This is a genomic window from Streptomyces brasiliensis, from assembly GCF_014647875.1.
GTDB lineage: Bacteria > Actinomycetota > Actinomycetes > Streptomycetales > Streptomycetaceae > Streptomyces > Streptomyces brasiliensis.
The window spans coordinates 239,301-256,352 of record NZ_BMQA01000004.1; the positions used below are offsets into that span (position 1 = coordinate 239,301).

Consider the following 17,052-nt stretch of genomic DNA (forward strand, 5'->3'; position numbering starts at 1 on the left):
CGGTGTACGGCAGCGTTGGCTGCGTCACTTTGGGCCGTCCGGCCGTATCCGTGGTCCGTGTGCCGCTCATAGGGTGCTGCCCATGTTGGTCCCCGCGGCACTGCTGCTGCTCGGCGCCCTGACCGCCGTCGTCGCCCCACGGCTGCTCGCGCGGGCCGACTGGGTGGACCGCGAACCGGTGGTCGCGCTGTGGGTGTGGCAGTGCGTGGTGGCAGCGGTCCTGGTGTGTTGCGCGCTGTCGATGACCCTGAGCGCGGCAGCCGCCTGGGAGGTGGTGCGCGGGCACGTCTTCGCCCCGGCACCGCGCGCGGTCGTGGACGCCTACGCCCTCGGTGCGGCCGGGCCCTGGGCCGCGGCGCTGGCGGTGACGCTGGCCTGCGCCGGTCTGTGGAGTGCGGCGATGCTGCTCCGTGAGGTCGTACGAGCGAGAGCGCGGCGGCGTGCGCGGCGGGCCGAACTCCTCGTGCGTGCCCCGCTGTTGCCCGGCGAGGAGCCGGTGGCCGGCCGGCTCGTGGTGCTGGAGGGCGAGCGGCCGGACGCCTGGTGGCTGCCCGGCGCAGCACCTCAACTCGTCGTCACCACGGCCGCGTTGCGCCGTCTCAAGGGTCGGCAGCTGGACGCGCTGCTCGCCCATGAGCAGGGTCACGCGCAGGCCCGGCACGACTGGCTGCTGCACTGCTCGGACGCGCTCGCGAGCGGGTTTCCGCAGGTGCCGGTGTTCGCCGGGTTCCGTGACGAGATGCACCGGCTGGTCGAGTTGGCCGCGGACGACATGGCGTCCCGGCGCTTCGGCCGACTGACGACCGCGCTCGCGCTGGTCGAACTCAACGAGGACCGGGGCGTGTTCGGCCCCTGCCCCACCCCGCAGGCCCATGTGCCCCAGCGCGTCCACCGGCTGCTCACTCCCCCGGACCGCCTCCCGGCCCTGCGCCGCCTCCGCCTGACCGCGGCGGCCGCCCTGGTCCCGGTGATCCCTGTCCTGGTGGCCCTGGTACCGGCACTGCGGGCACTCGGGTAGGCGAACGACGGGCTCGAGGGGCCCGTTTCCGGCGTCCGGTCCGGCTGTGCCGCCTCGAGGGGTGCTCCCGCGCTCCCGCCACCCGGGCCGGGACGCCCGGTCCCCGGCGAGCCGCTGCACTCCGCCGCTTGCACGGGCCGCCGCCCACCTCGCCCGTCGGCCTCGCGGCTCCTCCGTCCGCGAGGATCGCCGCATGGCCCCGTCGTCCCTCGGTCCACCGCCCCACGCGCCGGAGCGGCGCGCCGCTGTGCTCGTCGCGAGCGTGCTCACCGTGTGCTCGGCGCTGCTGGTGACGCTCGTCGCGGCCGAAGGGCGTCCCCTGACGACGCTGGACGGCGACATCGCCCGCGCCACCCATCGCTGGGCGGTCGACGAGCCAGGGCTCACCCGGGCCGTCCGTATCCTGACCGGCTGGGTCTGGGCCCCCCTCACCATGCGCCTGGTGCGCGGGGCGGCCGCCGTCCGGCTGGTCGGCGCCGCTCGGCCTGGTGGACGGCCCTGTGGCCGGTGGCGGCCTGTGCGCTCGGCACGCTGGTGCAGCAGGCGCTGAAGGCCGCCGTCGACCGCCCCCGCCCGATCTGGCAGGACCCCGTCGACTCCGCGCCGTACGCGGCCTTCCCCTCTGGTCACGCCATGACCGCCACCGTGGTGTGCGGCCTGCTGCTGTGGCTGCTGCACCGCTTCGACGCCGGCCGCGCCCTGCGGCGTACGGCCGTCGCCCTGGCCGTGGTCTCCGTGGCCGGTGTCGGCCTCACCCGGGTCTGGCCCGGGGTGCACTGGCCGTCGGACGTGGTGGGCGGGTGGCTGCTCGGAGCGCTCTTGGTGGCGCCGGCGGTGCTGGTGTACGAGCGGGGCGGTGCCGCCCGACGATGTCATCGATTCTGACCCCGGCCCAAGCCGGTTACCCGAGTTGGGTACAGTCCGCCTCATGGCTGCCGTGCTCTTCGACTTCTCGGGGACCCTCTTCCGCATCGAGCCCGCCGAGTCCTGGCTGCGGGCCGTCCTGGCCGACGCCGGGCTCACGCTCTCCGAACAGGAACTCACCGCCACGGCCCGGGCCCTGGAGACGGCCGGGGCGCAGCCGGGCGGGGCGTTCCCGGTCGAGGTGCCCGCGGACCTCGCCGCGGTGTGGGCGGTCCGCGACGAGAGTGCCGAGCTGCACAAGGCCGCCTATCTGGGCCTCACCCGGCGCGTGCCGCTGCCCGACCTGGCCCTGCACGACGCGCTGTACGACCGGCACATGTCCCCGGACGCCTGGTCGCCGTACCCGGACGCGGCCGTCGTGCTGAAGACACTGCGCGAGGCGGGCGTCGGCGTGGGCGTGGTCAGCAACATCGGCTGGGATCTGCGACCGGTGTTCCGCGAGCACGGCCTCGACGCGTACGTGGACGCGTACGTCCTGTCGTACGAGCACGGGGTCCAGAAGCCGGACGCGCGGCTCTTCTCCGTCGCCTGCGAGGCGCTCGGTGCCGATCCCCGTGACGCGCTGATGGTGGGCGACAGCCGGCCCGCCGACGGCGGTGCGGCCGCTCTGGGCTGCCGGGTCCACTTCGTGGATCATCTTCCGGTGGCCGAGCGGCCGGACGCGCTGCTGCCCGTGCTGGACCTGGTGGGGTGCTGACCCCGGTTCAGCTCACGTGGCCCTCGACGTTCAGCTCTGGTAGCCCTCGACCTGCGACGACGGCCGGACGCGCGCCTCGTCCGGGTTCTCCCCGTACTCGGCCTTGGCGCGACGCTGCCGCAGCAGGTCCCAGCACTGGTCGAGTTCGCGCTCCAGCGCGCCGAGCCGCTGGTGCTCCGTCGTCCCGTCCATGTCACCGGACGCCAGCGCGTCCCTGAGCTTGCGCTCGTCGTCGACCATCTTCGTGATCCTGGCCAGGATCTGCTGTTCCTGTGCCATCTCCGCACGCCTCCTCGGCTCGACACCGGTGCCCACTCCAGGGACGGCGCGGCAGCGCTGCGACAGAAGGTCAGAAGGGTCGGCGACGTGTGCGCCGTCCGTCTGAGACGATCCCCCGTGTCGCCCCAGACGGACGGCAGCCCTGAAGAGGCCCGTGCGCAAGCCGGGCCCACCGCGATGAGTATAGTTGGCTGGCAGCCAGTCAACGCAGGAGTTACAGGATGTCCCCGCGCAGCCCCGAGGTCAATGAAGAGTTGCGGCGGCGTTCCCGGGAACGGCTCCTGCAGGCAGCGGTCGAACTGGTCGACGAGCACGGATTCGAGGCCACCACGCTGGGCGCGATCGCGGACCGGGCAGGGTCGGCACGCGGACTGGTGTCGTACTACTTCCCCGGAAAGCGCCAGCTCGTCCAGTCCGCCGTGCACCGGCTGATGCATCGCACGCTGGAGGAGGCGCTGGAGCGCGAGCCGCGCACCGAGGACGGCCGGGAGCGGCTGGCCCGGGCCATCGACGCGATCCTGGGCCTGGCGCGCGACCGTCCCGTGCTGATGCGCCAGCACATGGCCGGGCTCCTCCAGGCCGAGGGCTTCGTGCAGTGCCCGGAGCAGCGCCGCCTGGCCGAGTTGCTGAGCGAAACGGTCGCCCGGTACGGCACGCAGGACGTCACGGCCGACTACCCGATGCTGCGCGCTCTGCTCATGGGGGCCGTGTACGCGGCCCTGGTGCCGGGGGTGCCGATGTCGGTTCCCGCGCTGCGGGCCGAACTGTTCCAGCGGTACGGGCTGGACTGGGAGATGGGGATTCCGCCCGAGACCGAGACGGGCGGCGAGCAGCACGAGAAGGATCTGTCGCGCTTCTTCGCGACCGAGGAGCGACCGCGGTAGCGCGCCGTGCAACCGGTGGATGCGTAGACCGCCGTACTCAGCGGCGTGCGTGACGCGGTGTCAGGAGCCCGGCGTCGCGCGCCCGCGCGATCAGTCTGAGGGACCTTCGGCGGCTGCGCCCGGTCGCCCGCATCACCGCGAGGACGGGGTCGCGGCCCTCCCCCTGGGCGGCCCGGTACTCCCGCGCGACCAGGCGCCGCCCCTCACAGCCCCACGGCCATCCGGGTCGCACGCGGTGAGGCACGACATCGTCGAACTCATCGGCGTTTTCCGGCTCTTCCGCCTTCTCGGTGTCCTCGTCCGGAGCAGTCCGCGCCCCGCACACTTCGGTCAGCGGCTGCTCGATCCAGCCGGCCAGGACCGTCAAGTCGGCCAGGGAGAAGGCGGGTTGAGCTCTGACGTCCTCGATGGAGACGTAGCCGCCGGACACGACGGCGAGCGCATCGACCCGAGCGCCGTCGGCGAAGGCCAGGCAGACCTGGAACCAGGACGTGGCGCTGTCGTGATCCCGCACCTCCCAGGCGGGCAGGACGGCCACCGTGCCGTCCTGCCCGCGGCGCTCGGAAAGATTGAGAAACGATGCATTCGGCACACGCGGAACGTAACCGCGCACTCACACTCCATCCGCGTGGACACGCGTCCTCGTCCCGGCGCTGCACCCTGTCAGCTCAGCCCGTGCGGTGCAATGCTGGAGCCACCACCGACCTTCCCTGATCCGCGGGGGTGAGGAGTTCCGCCGTGCTGCGTGTCGCCGTCGTCGGCTCCGGGCCGAGCGGGTGTTACACCGCCCAGGGCCTTGTCCAGCAGGACTCCGACGTGTTCGTGGACGTCCTGGACCGGCTGCCGTGCCCGTATGGCCTGGTGCGCTACGGCGTGGCCCCGGACCACGAGAAGATCAAGTCCCTGCAGGGGAATCTGCGGTCGGTCCTGGAGCACGAGCGGGTGCGGTTCCTCGGCGGGGTCCAGGTCGGCACCGGCCCCCTGACCGTCGGCCGGCTGCGCGAGCTGTACCACGCGGTCGTGTACTGCGTCGGGGCCGCCACCGACCGGCATCTCGGCATCCCGGGCGAGGATCTGCCGGGCAGCTGGTCGGCGACCGAGTTCGTGTCCTGGTACAGCGCACATCCGGACTCCGCCGACGACGGGTTCGTACGAGGGGCCCGCTCGGCCGTGGTGATCGGCCTGGGCAATGTCGCGGTGGACGTCACACGGATGCTCTCGCGCGGTGCCGCGGAGCTGAGCCCGACCGACATGCCGCAGGAGGCGCTGACCGCGCTGACACACAGCGGTGTGACCGAGGTCCAGATGGTGGGCAGGCGGGGTCCCTCGCAGGCGCGCTTCACCACCAAGGAGCTGCGCGAGCTGGGCAGCCTTCCCGACACCGAAGTGAGTGTGGATCCGGCCGAGTTGGCGCTCGATCCGGCGTACGAGGACCCGTCGGGACTGCCCGCGGCGCAGCGCCGGAACGTGGACGTGCTGCGCGGCTGGGCGGAACGGCCGCCCGAGGGCGCGGCGCACCGCATCCGGCTGCGTTTCTTCCTGCGGCCCGTCGAACTCCTCGCCGACTGCGGCCGGGTGGGTGGGGTGCGCTTCGAGCGGACGGTGCCGGACGGGAGCGGCGGCGTGACGGGGACCGGTGAATTCGAGGACGTGGCGGCGCAGTTGGTGCTGCGGTCGGTGGGTTATCGCGGAGTGCCGCTGGAGGGGCTGCCGTTCGACGCGGCGCGCGGTACGGTGCCGAACGCGGCGGGGCGGGTACTGCGAGACGGTGTCGCCTCGCCGGGCGAATACGTGGCCGGCTGGATCAAGCGCGGCCCGACCGGTGTCATCGGCACCAATCGCCCGTGCGCGAAGGAGACGGTGACGTCCCTGCTCGAGGACGCGCCCGCCCTCGTCCGCGCGGATGTGCCGGAGGATCCCGTCGCGGCGCTGCGGGCGGCGGGGCTCGAGCCGGTCGAGTGGGCCGGCTGGCAGGCCATCGAGCGGGCGGAGGCGGAGCTGGGGGCGCGGCTCGGGCGGGGTGTGGTCAAGCTGGCCGACTGGGAGTCGCTGCTGGCGGCGGCGCGGACGGCCGCCCCCTGATAAGAGTCATCACGTAATTCACGTGACGTCCGATGGTTGGGCAGAACGCTCCGGCGTGGGCCTTGTGCCGCGTGGTCGCGGGTCGGGTCTCATCCGGGGTCGTGCTGCTTCCCTGTCGGATGTGCCGAGCAGAGGCTGCTGTCACCGCAGGTGGAGCAGCTGCCGCGCCCGGCAGCCCGAAGGTGTGCCGTGGCATCGCTTGCGTCGGCCTGATCACCGACGCCGGGCAGGCGGCGAAGATCGTGGCGAACGGCGAGGCCGACGCGGTGCTGCTGGGCCTTGAGCTGCTGCGCAACCCGTCGTGGGCACGGCACGCCGTCCGCGAGCCAAGGGCGCGGTGCACATTCGGCGTTCGGCATGGAGCATGGCGTTCACATACACGTTCCGGACATATGCACGGCATCACCCACAGCTGATCCCTGTCGACGCGCGGTCGCCGGGTCAGTCCCGCTGTTCCCCCCGCCCGACCGACCCGGTCAGCTCGCGCTGGTAGTCCGCGTAGGCGGCGCGCAGATCCGCGCCCGGCCAGTCGGCGGGGAGGAGCGGTGCGGGCAGGACGGGGTCGGTGAGCAGGTGCCGTACGACCGCGGCGAAGGCGGTGAGCCGGGCGGCCGGGCTGTCGGCTCCGGTCACGTGGGCGAGCAAGGCCCGGGCGGTGGCGGCCCAGGCGTCGAGCGGCCACAGGCGCGCGGCCAGCTCACGCGGGTCCGGGTCCGGGCGGGCGACGTAGGTCTGGGCGACGGGCTCGAGGTCGCCCGGGAGGGGGCGGTCGAGGCTGGCCGGCCGCAGCCACACGCCCTCCCGGAGTTCGGCCAGTCGCAGAGCCGTCAACCGGGCGCGCAGTTCGGCGCGTTCGGCGGGGCCGCGGCCCGTCGCCGTGATCACGACCATCTCCCAGTCGCCGTCCCACGCGCGCGTGCGGGGGTGCAGCGCGTCGTCCTGGCGGCGCTGGCGGGCCAGCAGCCGCTCGCTGAGTCCGTAGACGGCGTCCGTGCGGCGCAGGTCACCGGAGGCGACCATGCGGCTGAGCGCCGCCCGCAGGGTGGAACCGCCGATATCAAAGGGCTCCACCAGCCGCACGAGATCCTTCACCGGCAGCTCCGGCGGATGCGTGCCCAGGAGCAGGCTCAGCACGACCGACCGGGCGGACAGCGGCCGCAGGTCGACCTCGCCGGGATGCACAGACAGGTTCATCGGCATGGGCCCGTACTCTACGTGCGGTTTCTTGTTGCATAATTGCTACAGTCGCATAGAGAGTGCAACATATCCTCATGGTCTCGACACCCGCGCTCACGCAGTCGCCGTACGCCACACATGACGTCACCAACCAGGCCCCTCCCCTGGCCCCCTACGACGCGTCCGAGGACGCCGCCCTGCTCGAGGGGCTGCGCCGGGAGGGCGCGGGCTGGGCCGAGGACGGCCTCCGGCGGCTCGGTCTGCGGGCCGGCAGCGCCGAGGCGCAGGAGTGGGGCGAGCAGGCCAACCGCCACGAGCCGGAGCTGCGCACGCACGACCGGTACGGCAACCGGGTCGACGAGGTGGAGTTCCACCCGAGCTGGCACCACCTGATGCGCACGGCGGTCGCCGAGGGCCTGGCGGGCGCGCCGTGGGCGGACGACCGCGTCGGCGCCCATGTCGCTCGTACGGCGGGCGGGCTGGTGTGGGGCCACACGGAGGCCGGACACGGCTGTCCGACGTCGATGACGTACGCCGCCGTCCCCGCGCTGCGTGCCCAGCCGGACCTCGCGAAGGTCTACGAGCCGCTGCTGACCAGCCGGGAGTACGACCCCGGGCTGCGGGTGCCCACCGAGAAGCCCGGCCTGCTGGCCGGGATGGGCATGACCGAGAAGCAGGGCGGCTCCGACGTCCGCACGAACACCACCGCGGCCACGCCCACCGCCGAACCCGGCGTGTACACGCTGCGCGGGCACAAGTGGTTCACCTCCGCGCCGATGTGCGACGTCTTCCTGGTGCTGGCGCAGGCACCCGGCGGGCTGTCCTGCTTCCTGGTGCCGCGGGTGCTGCCCGACGGCAGCCGCAACACGTTCCGCGTCCAGCGACTCAAGGACAAGCTCGGCAACCGCTCGAACGCGTCCTCCGAGCCGGAGTTCGACGGCACGGTGGCCTGGCTGGTCGGTCCCGAGGGCCGGGGCGTGAAGACGATCATCGAGATGGTCAACTGCACGCGTCTGGACTGTGTGATGTCCTCGGCGACCCTGATGCGCAAGACCCTCGTCGAGGCGGGCCACCATGTGCGTCACCGCAGTGCGTTCGGGGCGCGCCTCGTCGACCAGCCGCTGATGCGCAACGTCCTGGCCGATCTCGCGCTGGAGTCCGAGGCCGCCACCACACTCACGCTGCGGCTGGCGGGGGCGGCGGACCGGGCGGTGCGCGGGGACGCCGGTGAGCAGGCCTTCCGGCGGATCGCCACCGCCGTCGGCAAGTACTGGGTCACCAAGCGCGGCCCGGCCTTCACCGCGGAGGCCCTGGAGTGTCTGGGCGGCAACGGATACGTGGAGGAGTCGGGCATGCCCCGCCACTACCGCGAGGCCCCGCTGCTGTCGATCTGGGAGGGCTCGGGGAACGTCAACGCGCTCGACGTGCTGCGGGCGCTCGGCCGTGACTCCACCACCGCGGAAGCCCTGTTCGCCGAACTCGCCCTGGCGAGCGGGGCGGACGCCCGGCTGGACGCGGCGGTGACCGGGCTGAAGGTCCGGCTGACCGGGGCCGACCAGGTGGGTGCGCGCCGACTGGTCGAGTCGATGGCCCTGGCGCTCCAGGCCTCCCTGCTGGTGCGGTACGCCCCGGCAGCGGTCGCGGACGCGTTCTGCGCGACCCGGCTGGGCGGCGACTGGGGGCACTCGTTCGGCACCCTGCCCGGCGGGACCGACCTCGGCACGATCCTGGAACGGGCACTGCCGGACGCCAACTGACCCCGCTCGTACGACACTTGGATCTCGAGGGCCGGCACGTCCTCGGTGGCCGACGTCAGCCGCCGGATCGCACACAGTGGCGCCCCGATTCCGCTTCGTCGTCAGTGCCATAGGTGCACAGTCGCGCTCAGGGGGGTCATCTCCTGGGAGGACAACGTGTTCACGGGGATCGACGAGGTCGACTGGGCCTCGCTGCGGCATGCGTACGGCAGCGCGGAGGACGTGCCCGCCTTGTTACGGGCTCTCGCCTCCGCCGACCGGGCAGAACGGGAGGTCGCGCTCGACGGGATGTACGGCTCGGTCCACCACCAGGGGAACGTGTACGACTCGACGTTCGCCTGTGTCCCGTTCCTGTTCGGCTGTGTCCAGGAGAGCCTGCTCGCGCAGGTCTCCCTTCCTTGGGGCGGCACTGCGCCTTCCCACGGTCATCTCCCCTGTCCGGCTTTCGCAGCACTCCACTTCGACCACGGCGGGCGGAGCGCTCGCCGATCGCCTGGGTGAAGTGGCCTCCGGCCGATGCCTGATGCCGGGAGATCACCGATACACATCGGCTCAGCCGTCAGCCGTCAGCCGTGACCGGGTCAGACGAGGCGCGCGGTTCGCAGCCAGATTTCCAGACAGGTGACAGCCGCCCGCTCCAGTTCGTCGTCACCGGCTCGGGAAGCGTGGTAGAACGTCCGCTCGATCATCCAGCACAGGGCTCCGGCGAGGGAACGGGCATCGTGCGGTCCGTCCCCTTCGGGCACGCCCACGCGGTGCAGGATTCGTGTGATCGCCTCGATGAACACCTCCGCCGTCTGGCTCCAGAGCGCCTCGACTTCCGGCACGGATCGATTGAGGTCCGTAGCGACCCGCATGACCACGCCGTGTTCCTGCCACAGGGCCCGCGTGCGCGACATGACAGTCGCGATGGCCTCGCGCGGCTCGGCGGGATCGTGCGCAGCGTCCTGTGACTTCTGCTGCAGTGCGGTCACGGTACGGGCGACGAGCCCGGACACCACGTCGTGCTTGGAGCGGAAGTAGAAGTAGAGGGAGCCGCGGGAGATGCCGGCGCCCTCTGCGATGTCGGCGACCGTCATCGCCTCGAAGCCGACCTCTCCCAGCAGTGCTTCCGCCGTGTCGAGGATGGCTTGTTCCCGGACATCACCCTTGCGCGGTGTGTCGGGGCGTCGCCGTCCCTGAGCGGACCGCACCGTCATGTTCACTCCTTTCCCTCGGCTGGGGAGCGTCGTTCGCGCCCCGTCCGGCGAGTCAGTTGTTCGCGATCTGGGCTCCGTCGGGGAAGTCCGTGGTCCGCGACAGCTCCTCCCAGGTGCTGATCTCGTCGTCCACTGTCTGCCGGGCCTGCCCGACGAGGCGCAGGGCGTCGGAGCCCAGCACCAGATGCCCGGGGGGCTCGGGTACGTCGAGGATGTGGAGCAGTGCTTCAGCGGCCTTCTGCGGGTTGCCCAGCTGGTTGCCGCTGGCCTTGAGACGCGCCTCGCGGATGGGGTTGAAGAGCTCGTCGTAGTCGGAGATCGACCGCTCCGCCCGGGTCATCGACCGGCCGGCCCAGTCCGTTCGGAAGGACCCGGGCTCGATGGCCGTGACATGGATCCCCAGGGCGGCCACCTCCTTGCGGATGCTTTCGAGCATGCCCTCCAGGGCGAACTTGCTGCCGCAGTAGGCGGACATGCCGGGCACGGCCATGAGACCGCCCATGGAGGTCACCGCCATCAGGTGCCCCGAGCGTCGAGCGCGCATGTGGGGCAGGGCCGCCTGAAGCGTGGCAGCGGCACCGAACACGTTGGTCTCGAACTGAGCCCGGACAGCCGCCAGGGGGGTCTCTTCGAAGACGCCCTCCAAGCCGTAGCCGGCGTTGGCGATGACCACGTCCAGCGGGCCGACGGTCGACTCGATGTCGTCGATCACGGCGAAGACGGCCTCGTCGTCCGTGACGTCCAGAATACGCGCGTACGCCCTGCCCGGCGCGAGTGCCTCGAACGCGGCGATGTCGTCCTGCTTGCGGACGGTGCCCACGACCGTATGCCCCGCTTCCAGGGCTCCCGCGGCGAACGCCCGGCCGAGTCCACTGCTCACGCCGGTGATCAGAAAGGTCTTCATGCCCCATCACATCCTTGGGTCGCGGCGGCGTGCCGCCGTGACGATTCACGTCAGACACTGAATCTACACCATGTTGACTTTTCTCAACACCACGTCGATTCTTTCGCCCCGCTTGCAGCCGCGCATCGCGGCGGCGAGGCCGAGAAGGGCGAGGTGGTCGCGCGCGACGGGGGCGCGCCGCGGCAACGGCTCGGTCGGCGGCAAACGCATCGGTGTCCCGCACAAACGGTTCGTCCTGACCGGGGTCAGGTCTGCGGAGAGTGTCCTAGCATCCCTGCATGCCTCCGCCTCGACCACCCCAGCTGCCGCCGCTGAACCCCACTCGGGTTTTCGAGACCACTGGCCGACTCCTGAGTGTGACGAAGGCGGCCGAGGAGCTGTGTGTGACGCCTGCCGCGGTCAGCCGCCAGGTGCGTGCGCTCGAGCACTTCCTCGGTGTCAAGCTGTTCAACCGCGCCCACGGGCGCCTCGAACTGACCCCTGCCGGATCCCGCTATCTCGCCGACATCACGCCGCTTTTCGCGGCGCTTCTGACGGCGACCCAGACGATCCGCTCCTCCGACCGGGGCCGTACTCTGCTCAAGATCCGGTCGCCGGCCACCTTCGCCGTCCGGTGGCTCATCCCGCGCCTGGCAGGCTTCCACCGGGAGAACCCCTCCGTCGAGGTGCGGCTGACGACGTCATCCGCTCCGCTGGACCTGCACCACGAGGACATCGACGCGGGCATCCAGCTGGGCGACGGCTCCGGACCCACCGCGCACAGCCAGCGCTTGGTCGCCAATGTCCTGTCGCCGGTGGTCGCATCCGCGCGACAGCAGGGTCCGGACCGACTGGAGCGGCCCGAGCAGTTGCAGGACGAGGTGCTGCTGCACACGATGGCGCGGCCCGATGACTGGGCCCGGTGGTTCACGGCGGCGGGTCTGGCCGCCGAACGGGCCCACAGCGGAATGAGATACGAGACATCCCTCCTGGCGTACCAGGCCGCCATCGAGGGACACGGTGTGGCCATCGCGCAAAGGGCCCTCGTGCACAAGGAGTTGACCGAGGGGATCCTGACGGCACCGTTCGACCTGGAACTCGACCTCGGGGATCACACGTACTACTTCGTGTGGTCCGCCGGGAAGCCGGAGCCGGCCGCCTTGAGCGCCTTCCGTACCTGGTTGGCGGATGTCATCGATGCCTGACCCACCCCGGGACACAGTGCGTCAGGGTCCGGGCGAAACGTTCGCCCGGACCCTGACGAGGTAGAGCGCGGCGTGCCGGAACCGCTCTACCGGCCGGTCACCGTGTCACGTAGTCCGGTGCCGTGAGGTGGGAGGACACCGGAACAGGGCGGTCGTGCTTCAGCCCCCACAACACAGTCACCAGCAGGCAGGGCGCCAGTGACACGATCGAGTACAGCACTCCGGCCAGTGGGTTGCCGGTCAGGTTGACGAGGGACAGCGCGATCAGAGGCAGGAAGCCACCGAAGAGGATGTTGCCGAGTTGCTGGGCGATACCGAATCCGGTGGTGCGGGTCTGCGACGGAAAGCGCTCGGAGATGAAGGCCGGCAAGGGTGCCATGATCATGGCCGTGAGCACGGCGAGAACCGTGATCAGTGCCGCCGCCAGGACCCATGCCTGGGATGCGGCGGCGGAGCGGATGCCCGCGAAGGCCGGGTAGGCGACGCACATCCACAACGCGATGCCGATGGCCATCACGCGGGACCGGCCGACACGGTCGGACAGACGGCCGAAGACCGGGTAGAAGGGCGCGGCGATCAGGATGCCCGCGCCGAGGCAGAGGTTGGCGGTGCCCGTATCGGCTTTCACGACATCGCCCAGGAAGTACAGCATGTAGACGATCGACGTGTAGAGGGAGACCGAGGTCGCCCCCTGGGCGCCGAACGTCGCGAGCAGGATGGACTTCCAGGCTTCCCAGCCCTTCAGGGCCGTCGAAAGCGGAGACTTGGCCAGTTGGCCCGTCTCCTTGAGCGCCAGGAACGTGGGCGTTTCCCTCATGTTCATGCGCACGACGGTGGCCACGGCCACGATCGGCGCGGAGACCAGGAACGGGATGCGCCAGCCCCAGGTCTCGAAGGCCGCTTCGGGCAGTGTCCCCTTCAGCAGGGTCGACAGAGCGAGCGCGAGGAGGAGACCAAGACTCGCGGTGCTCTGCAGAATGCTGGTGATCAACCCGCGTTTCGTCCGGGGCGACTGCTCGACCAGGTAGACGACCGCCGAGGCGTATTCGCCGCCGAGGGCGATGCCCTGGATGATGCGCAGCGTGAGCAGCGCCGCCGGCGCCCAGACACCGATCGCTGAGTAGGTGGGAAGGCACCCGATGGCCACGGTGGCGGCGCCCATCACGACCAGGGTCACCACGAAGGTCTTCTTGCGGCCTATCCGGTCGGACAGCGGGGAGAAGATGACCGTTCCCAACGGCCGGGCCACATAGGAGATGCCGAATGTCGCCGCGCCGAGCAGCGTGGCGACCACCTTGTCCTCGGTCGGGAGGAAGAGGTGAGTCAGTGTGGCGGTCAGTGCCACGTAGACGAAGAAGTCGTAGTACTCGAGCATGGTGCCGATGCCCGAAGTGGCGATCATTCTGCCCATTCTCGGGCCGCCGGCTGCTGCCGTCCCTTGTGCATGTGTCACGGCGATCTCCTCATCGCAACGTGTCGGGTTGTCGCCTTGCGTGGTGCGCGACCGAGCGGTCCGGTCGCGTTTGTGCGGCTCGAACGGTCAGCGCTGTGCGGACCGGTCGCTGAGGAAGCGGCGTACGAGTTCCTTGTGCTCGGCGCCGTTGAGGAGCAGTGCCTGGAGGGCCGCTGCCTGTTCCAGGGCAGCGGGGAGCGCGAGTTCGGCGGACTGCCGGACCAGTTGGGTGGCCATGCGGGTGGCGATCGGAGGTCCCGCGGCGATGCGCGCGGCCAGCGCACGCGCCTCCTCGTCGAGCCGGTCAGCGGCGACCACGCGGGAGACGACGCCCAGTTCCAGCGCGGTGGAGGCGTCGAAGAACTCACTGGTCAGGGTCAGCTCCATGGCCTTGGCCGGGCCGACCAGCCGGGTGAGGAACCATGCGCCGCCGATACCGGAGACCAGGCCGAGGCGCAGGAAGCTTTCGGCGAAGCGAGCGTTCTCGCCGGCGATCCGCAGATCGCACATGAGGGTGATGTCGAAGCCCGCCCCTACCGCGGCTCCGTTGATCGCCGCGATGGAGGGCACTTCCAGTGCTCTCAGGGCACGGGTGAGGCGATGCAGCCCCAGACGCAATCGGTCCCGCACCGCGGCGGTACTGCCCTGCATCAGGTCGGTGCCGCTCTCCATGTCCTTGACATTGCCGCCGGTGCAGAAGTGCCCGCTGGTGGAGCGCAGGAGGACGCAGCGCAGTCCGGGTATGGCGTTGGCGCGTTCCAGGGCCCCGGCGAGGGCTTCCGTCATGGCGAGGTCGAGTGCGTTGCCGGTCTCGGGGGCGTTGAGGCCGAGAGTGAGCACGCCCTGGTCGAGCTCCTCTTCGATCAGGTCTTTCGTGACGTCCATGTCTTCTCTCCCGGGAGTCGCTACCGGTCGGTGAATGAGGGACTGCGTCGCTCGGTGAAGGCGGCGATGCCCTCCTTCTGGTCGTGCAGGGCGAACCCCGCGTGGAAGAGGCGCCGTTCGAAGAGCAGTCCTTCGTTGAGCGAGGACTCGAAGGACCGGTTCACGGCTTCCTTGATGGCCATCACCACCGGCAGCGAGTGCCGGGCGATGGCGCCGGCGGTCTGCTGTGCGGCGCGCACGACCTCGTCGTCGGGGACCACTTCGGCCACGAGGCCCGCTCGCTGCGCTTCGGCCGCTGTGATCGATTTCCCGGTCAGGCACATCAACATGGCCAGCGACTTGCCGACCGCTCGGGGCAGGCGTTGCGTGCCACCAGCTCCCGGAACGATGCCGAGCGCCACCTCCGGCTGGCCGAACACCGCGCTCTCGGCGGCCAGGACGATGTCGCACATCATGGCCAGCTCGCACCCACCACCGAGGGCGTAGCCTCTGACGGCTGCGACGATCGGCTTGCGCACTTTGCGGACGGCGTCCCAGTTGCGGCCGATGTAGTCCTGCTGGAAGGCATCGCAGTAGCCGAGCGGGACCATCGCCTTGACATCGGCTCCCGCCGCGAACGCCTTGGCCGAGCCGGTGAGAACCACTGCCCGCACCCCGGGGTCGGCATCGGCTCTCTCCAGTGCGGAAACGAGGGCGTCCACGAGTTCGTCGGTGAGCGGGTTCAGCGGGTTGTCCGAGGAGAGCCGGATGACTACGACACCGTTCTCGGTCTCCTCCGTCAGGAGGCTTGTGGGCATCACTGGCTCCTTCCGTCATCAGCGGCGGTGGAGGGCACGTCAGGTGACTGGGTGACAATGCCGTTCTCCACCAGGCCGGCGAGTTCCTGAGGTTCGAATCCGTACTCGGTGAGGACATCCAGCGAGTGTTCGCCGATCAGTGGTGGCGGGGCATCCAGCCGGGCGGCCGGTTGCTGTGAAGGCCCGAGAACGAATCCGGGGACGCGTACGCTGCCGGCGACGGGATGTTCGAAGCAGGAATCGATTCGGCTTTCCCGGTAGGCGGGCGACGCCACTACGTCGCTGTAGGTGGTGACGGGGGCGCTGAGGATGTCTCCGGCGGAGAGCAGCTCCAGCCACTCGCCCGTGGGCCGCGTCTCGAAGACTCGGCCCAGGACGTCGCGGAGGGAGGAACGGTGCGTTATCCGTTCGGCGTTCGAGGAGAAGCGGGGGTCCAGCGCCAGCTCGGGAACACCGAGGAGCTCGCACAGGACGGGCCAGCGTTTGGGGTCGTACGCGGCGACCATGATCCAGCCGTCCTTGGTGGGGAAGGCTTCGTTCGGGGCCGCGTACGGGGCGGCGCTTCCGATCTTCTCGGCGTTGTTGCCGGTCGCGAAGAAGGAGGCGTAGCCGATCTGCTGCAGCATCAGAGTCGCGTTGAAGAGGCTGACGTCCAGATGCTGCCCGCCTCTGCCTTCGCGCGCCTGATGAAGCGCGCTGAGGATGGAGATCGTGGCCAGGTATCCGGTGACCATGTCCGCGACGGGGATCTGCACCTTCGAGGGACCCGAAGTGGGCTCCCCCAAGGTGCTCATGAGACCGGAGACGGCCTGCATGACACCGTCCACACCGGGGCGGTCCCTGAGACTGCCCGACTGTCCGAACGCGGAGATGGAGCAGTAGACCACATCCGGATTTTCACTGAGCAGGGATTCGTAATCGAGTTGGAGTTTACTCATCACGCCCGGCCGGAAACTCTCCACGACGACGTCTGCGTGTCGAATCATTTTCCTGACCGCCTCGACACCCTCAGCGGATTTCAGGTCCACGGCAAGACTTCTCTTGTTCCGGTTCACGCTGAGGGCTATAACGCTCTCGCCATTGACCCAGGGGGGCCCGATACGACGCCCTGCCTCTCCCCGCAGGGGCTCGATCTTCACCACGTCGGCCCCCAGGTCCGCCAGGGTCATGGTGCAGACCGGTCCCGCCACTATGTGGGTGAAATCAATTACACGGACCCCACGCAAACTGTCCAGCGGCATTCCCACGCCCCCTTGATCACAAGTTTCTCGATGAAGAAGTGATTAATCTCCGGTATCCGGCAGATTAAAGGGGCACTCAACGGCGGGCAATCGACATTTTTTATGCAGGCGTTTACCTGTGGTCAAACGGCGAGGTTCTTCCCTGCTCCCGGGCAGCTCTGCGCTGTGACCCGTGCGCGCGGGAGGGGCCGTGCCACGATGAGTTCATGAGCGATTGAACGCAGGGCCCTCCTCGTGGAGAAGACGCCCCTGCCCGACGACCTCGACAGCAGGCTGCGGGCACAACTCACCTTCCTCGTGGAGGTGGACCAGCTCAAGACCGTCCTCCGTCAGTCGCCTCTCGCGCGGAGCTGTTCGAGCCGGCCGCGGCCGCCGCCGACGCCCTCGACGCGCTGCTGACCGCGCGGCCCGGACTGCGGGTGCACCGGTGGGAGCGCGGGGCGCCGACGCTGGGTGGTGCGCTCAAGGCCCTGGCCAGGAGCGGCGATCCGCGGGCGGTAGCGGCGCTGGGCGAGGTGCTGGCGGGGCCGGTGGTCCCGGACGACCTGGGCCATGCCGTCGTCCCGCTGGGC

At 70.4% G+C, this 17,052-nt stretch carries 17 protein-coding genes and 3 pseudogenes; 9 read left to right on the plus strand and 11 right to left on the minus strand.

The window, feature by feature from the left end; all coding sequences use genetic code 11:
- The first annotated feature begins 82 nt into the window (after positions 1-82).
- From IEZ19_RS08840 to IEZ19_RS08850, 3 genes and pseudogenes are all read left to right on the plus strand, one after another.
- Positions 83-1,018 carry a M56 family metallopeptidase gene (locus IEZ19_RS08840; RefSeq protein ID WP_189310526.1) on the plus strand — a complete coding sequence of 312 codons (936 nt, stop codon included), beginning with the start codon at positions 83-85 and terminating at the stop codon, positions 1,016-1,018.
- Between the two features lie 193 nt (positions 1,019-1,211).
- Positions 1,212-1,903: pseudogene (locus IEZ19_RS08845) on the plus strand (phosphatase PAP2 family protein).
- Positions 1,904-1,946: 43 nt separating this feature from the next.
- Positions 1,947-2,639, plus strand: a complete 693-nt coding sequence (locus IEZ19_RS08850; RefSeq protein ID WP_189310527.1) for an HAD family hydrolase — start codon at positions 1,947-1,949, stop codon at positions 2,637-2,639.
- 30 nt (positions 2,640-2,669) lie between these two features.
- On the opposite strand, the gene IEZ19_RS08855 is transcribed toward IEZ19_RS08850, so the two are convergent.
- Entirely contained in the window at positions 2,670-2,918 is a 249-nt protein-coding gene (locus IEZ19_RS08855) for a DUF2630 family protein (protein WP_189310528.1), read from the minus strand.
- A 221-nt stretch (positions 2,919-3,139) separates the two neighbouring features.
- Between IEZ19_RS08855 and IEZ19_RS08860 the strand changes: the two genes are divergently transcribed.
- Positions 3,140-3,802: a TetR/AcrR family transcriptional regulator gene (locus IEZ19_RS08860; protein WP_189310529.1), complete on the plus strand. Its 663-nt coding sequence runs from the start codon at positions 3,140-3,142 to the stop codon at positions 3,800-3,802.
- 37 nt (positions 3,803-3,839) lie between these two features.
- Here the strand turns inward: IEZ19_RS08860 and IEZ19_RS08865 are convergent, their stop codons facing one another.
- Positions 3,840-4,340: a DUF6214 family protein gene (locus tag IEZ19_RS08865; protein ID WP_189310634.1), complete on the minus strand. Its 501-nt coding sequence runs from the start codon at positions 4,338-4,340 to the stop codon at positions 3,840-3,842.
- Positions 4,341-4,540: 200 nt separating this feature from the next.
- Here IEZ19_RS08865 and IEZ19_RS08870 point away from each other — a divergent pair, with 200 nt between their 5' ends.
- Both IEZ19_RS08870 and IEZ19_RS50525 read left to right on the plus strand, forming a co-directional pair.
- Positions 4,541-5,884: an FAD-dependent oxidoreductase gene (locus tag IEZ19_RS08870; RefSeq protein ID WP_189310530.1), complete on the plus strand. Its 1,344-nt coding sequence runs from the start codon at positions 4,541-4,543 to the stop codon at positions 5,882-5,884.
- 194 nt (positions 5,885-6,078) lie between these two features.
- Positions 6,079-6,300, plus strand: a pseudogene (locus IEZ19_RS50525) (hypothetical protein); the annotation flags it as partial.
- 25 nt (positions 6,301-6,325) lie between these two features.
- Here IEZ19_RS50525 and IEZ19_RS08875 read toward each other — a convergent pair.
- Positions 6,326-7,084 (minus strand): PaaX family transcriptional regulator C-terminal domain-containing protein, encoded by a 759-nt coding sequence (locus tag IEZ19_RS08875; RefSeq protein ID WP_189310531.1) that lies wholly within the window; start codon positions 7,082-7,084, stop codon positions 6,326-6,328.
- A 71-nt stretch (positions 7,085-7,155) separates the two neighbouring features.
- Between IEZ19_RS08875 and IEZ19_RS08880 the strand changes: the two genes are divergently transcribed.
- Positions 7,156-8,817 carry an acyl-CoA dehydrogenase family protein gene (locus IEZ19_RS08880; RefSeq protein WP_189310532.1) on the plus strand — a complete coding sequence of 554 codons (1,662 nt, stop codon included), beginning with the start codon at positions 7,156-7,158 and terminating at the stop codon, positions 8,815-8,817.
- A gap of 156 nt (positions 8,818-8,973) precedes the next feature.
- Positions 8,974-9,189 (plus strand): annotated as a pseudogene (locus IEZ19_RS08885) (HEAT repeat domain-containing protein); the annotation flags it as partial.
- Positions 9,190-9,398: 209 nt separating this feature from the next.
- Here the strand turns inward: IEZ19_RS08885 and IEZ19_RS08890 are convergent.
- The 3 genes from IEZ19_RS08890 to IEZ19_RS08900 all read right to left on the minus strand — a co-directional run bounded on the left by IEZ19_RS08890 (position 9,399) and on the right by IEZ19_RS08900 (position 11,124).
- A complete protein-coding gene (locus tag IEZ19_RS08890) occupies positions 9,399-10,016 on the minus strand; it encodes a TetR/AcrR family transcriptional regulator (RefSeq protein WP_189310533.1) in 618 nt (205 codons plus the stop codon).
- A 52-nt stretch (positions 10,017-10,068) separates the two neighbouring features.
- Positions 10,069-10,920, minus strand: coding sequence for an oxidoreductase (locus tag IEZ19_RS08895; RefSeq protein ID WP_189310534.1), 852 nt, complete (start codon positions 10,918-10,920; stop codon positions 10,069-10,071).
- A 63-nt stretch (positions 10,921-10,983) separates the two neighbouring features.
- Positions 10,984-11,124, minus strand: coding sequence for a hypothetical protein (locus IEZ19_RS08900; RefSeq protein WP_189310535.1), 141 nt, complete (start codon positions 11,122-11,124; stop codon positions 10,984-10,986).
- Between the two features lie 74 nt (positions 11,125-11,198).
- Here IEZ19_RS08900 and IEZ19_RS08905 point away from each other — a divergent pair, with 74 nt between their 5' ends.
- The gene (locus IEZ19_RS08905; RefSeq protein ID WP_189310536.1) at positions 11,199-12,104 is read left to right on the plus strand and encodes a LysR substrate-binding domain-containing protein; all 906 of its coding nucleotides are present in this window, start codon (positions 11,199-11,201) and stop codon (positions 12,102-12,104) included.
- Between the two features lie 97 nt (positions 12,105-12,201).
- Here IEZ19_RS08905 and IEZ19_RS08910 read toward each other — a convergent pair whose 3' ends face one another.
- The 5 genes from IEZ19_RS08910 to IEZ19_RS08930 all read right to left on the minus strand — a co-directional run bounded on the left by IEZ19_RS08910 (position 12,202) and on the right by IEZ19_RS08930 (position 17,034).
- On the minus strand, positions 12,202-13,506 hold the full coding sequence (locus IEZ19_RS08910) for an MFS transporter (protein ID WP_229840094.1): 1,305 nt from the start codon (positions 13,504-13,506) through the stop codon (positions 12,202-12,204).
- Positions 13,507-13,644: 138 nt separating this feature from the next.
- Positions 13,645-14,442: an enoyl-CoA hydratase-related protein gene (locus tag IEZ19_RS08915; RefSeq protein ID WP_189310537.1), complete on the minus strand. Its 798-nt coding sequence runs from the start codon at positions 14,440-14,442 to the stop codon at positions 13,645-13,647.
- 20 nt (positions 14,443-14,462) lie between these two features.
- Positions 14,463-15,239: an enoyl-CoA hydratase-related protein gene (locus IEZ19_RS08920; protein ID WP_189310538.1), complete on the minus strand. Its 777-nt coding sequence runs from the start codon at positions 15,237-15,239 to the stop codon at positions 14,463-14,465.
- Entirely contained in the window at positions 15,239-16,480 is a 1,242-nt protein-coding gene (locus IEZ19_RS08925; RefSeq protein ID WP_189310539.1) for a CaiB/BaiF CoA transferase family protein, read from the minus strand. The genes IEZ19_RS08920 and IEZ19_RS08925 overlap by 1 nt, the downstream gene beginning before the upstream one ends.
- Positions 16,481-16,809: 329 nt before the next feature.
- Positions 16,810-17,034, minus strand: a complete 225-nt coding sequence (locus IEZ19_RS08930; protein ID WP_189310540.1) for a hypothetical protein — start codon at positions 17,032-17,034, stop codon at positions 16,810-16,812.
- Positions 17,035-17,052: the final 18 nt, after the last annotated feature.

Coding starts and splice junctions, on each gene's coding strand:
- IEZ19_RS08840 (WP_189310526.1), top strand. CDS start 83: ATGTTGGTCCCCGCGGCACTGCTGCTGCTCGGCGCCCTGACCGCCGTC.
- IEZ19_RS08850 (WP_189310527.1), top strand. CDS start 1,947: ATGGCTGCCGTGCTCTTCGACTTCTCGGGGACCCTCTTCCGCATCGAG.
- IEZ19_RS08855 (WP_189310528.1), bottom strand. CDS start 2,918: ATGGCACAGGAACAGCAGATCCTGGCCAGGATCACGAAGATGGTCGAC.
- IEZ19_RS08860 (WP_189310529.1), top strand. CDS start 3,140: ATGTCCCCGCGCAGCCCCGAGGTCAATGAAGAGTTGCGGCGGCGTTCC.
- IEZ19_RS08875 (WP_189310531.1), bottom strand. CDS start 7,084: ATGCCGATGAACCTGTCTGTGCATCCCGGCGAGGTCGACCTGCGGCCG.
- IEZ19_RS08880 (WP_189310532.1), top strand. CDS start 7,156: ATGGTCTCGACACCCGCGCTCACGCAGTCGCCGTACGCCACACATGAC.
- IEZ19_RS08890 (WP_189310533.1), bottom strand. CDS start 10,016: ATGACGGTGCGGTCCGCTCAGGGACGGCGACGCCCCGACACACCGCGC.
- IEZ19_RS08895 (WP_189310534.1), bottom strand. CDS start 10,920: ATGAAGACCTTTCTGATCACCGGCGTGAGCAGTGGACTCGGCCGGGCG.
- IEZ19_RS08905 (WP_189310536.1), top strand. CDS start 11,199: ATGCCTCCGCCTCGACCACCCCAGCTGCCGCCGCTGAACCCCACTCGG.
- IEZ19_RS08910 (WP_229840094.1), bottom strand. CDS start 13,506: ATGATCGCCACTTCGGGCATCGGCACCATGCTCGAGTACTACGACTTC.
- IEZ19_RS08915 (WP_189310537.1), bottom strand. CDS start 14,442: ATGGACGTCACGAAAGACCTGATCGAAGAGGAGCTCGACCAGGGCGTG.
- IEZ19_RS08920 (WP_189310538.1), bottom strand. CDS start 15,239: ATGCCCACAAGCCTCCTGACGGAGGAGACCGAGAACGGTGTCGTAGTC.
- IEZ19_RS08925 (WP_189310539.1), bottom strand. CDS start 16,480: ATGCCGCTGGACAGTTTGCGTGGGGTCCGTGTAATTGATTTCACCCAC.
- IEZ19_RS08930 (WP_189310540.1), bottom strand. CDS start 17,034: ATGGCCCAGGTCGTCCGGGACCACCGGCCCCGCCAGCACCTCGCCCAG.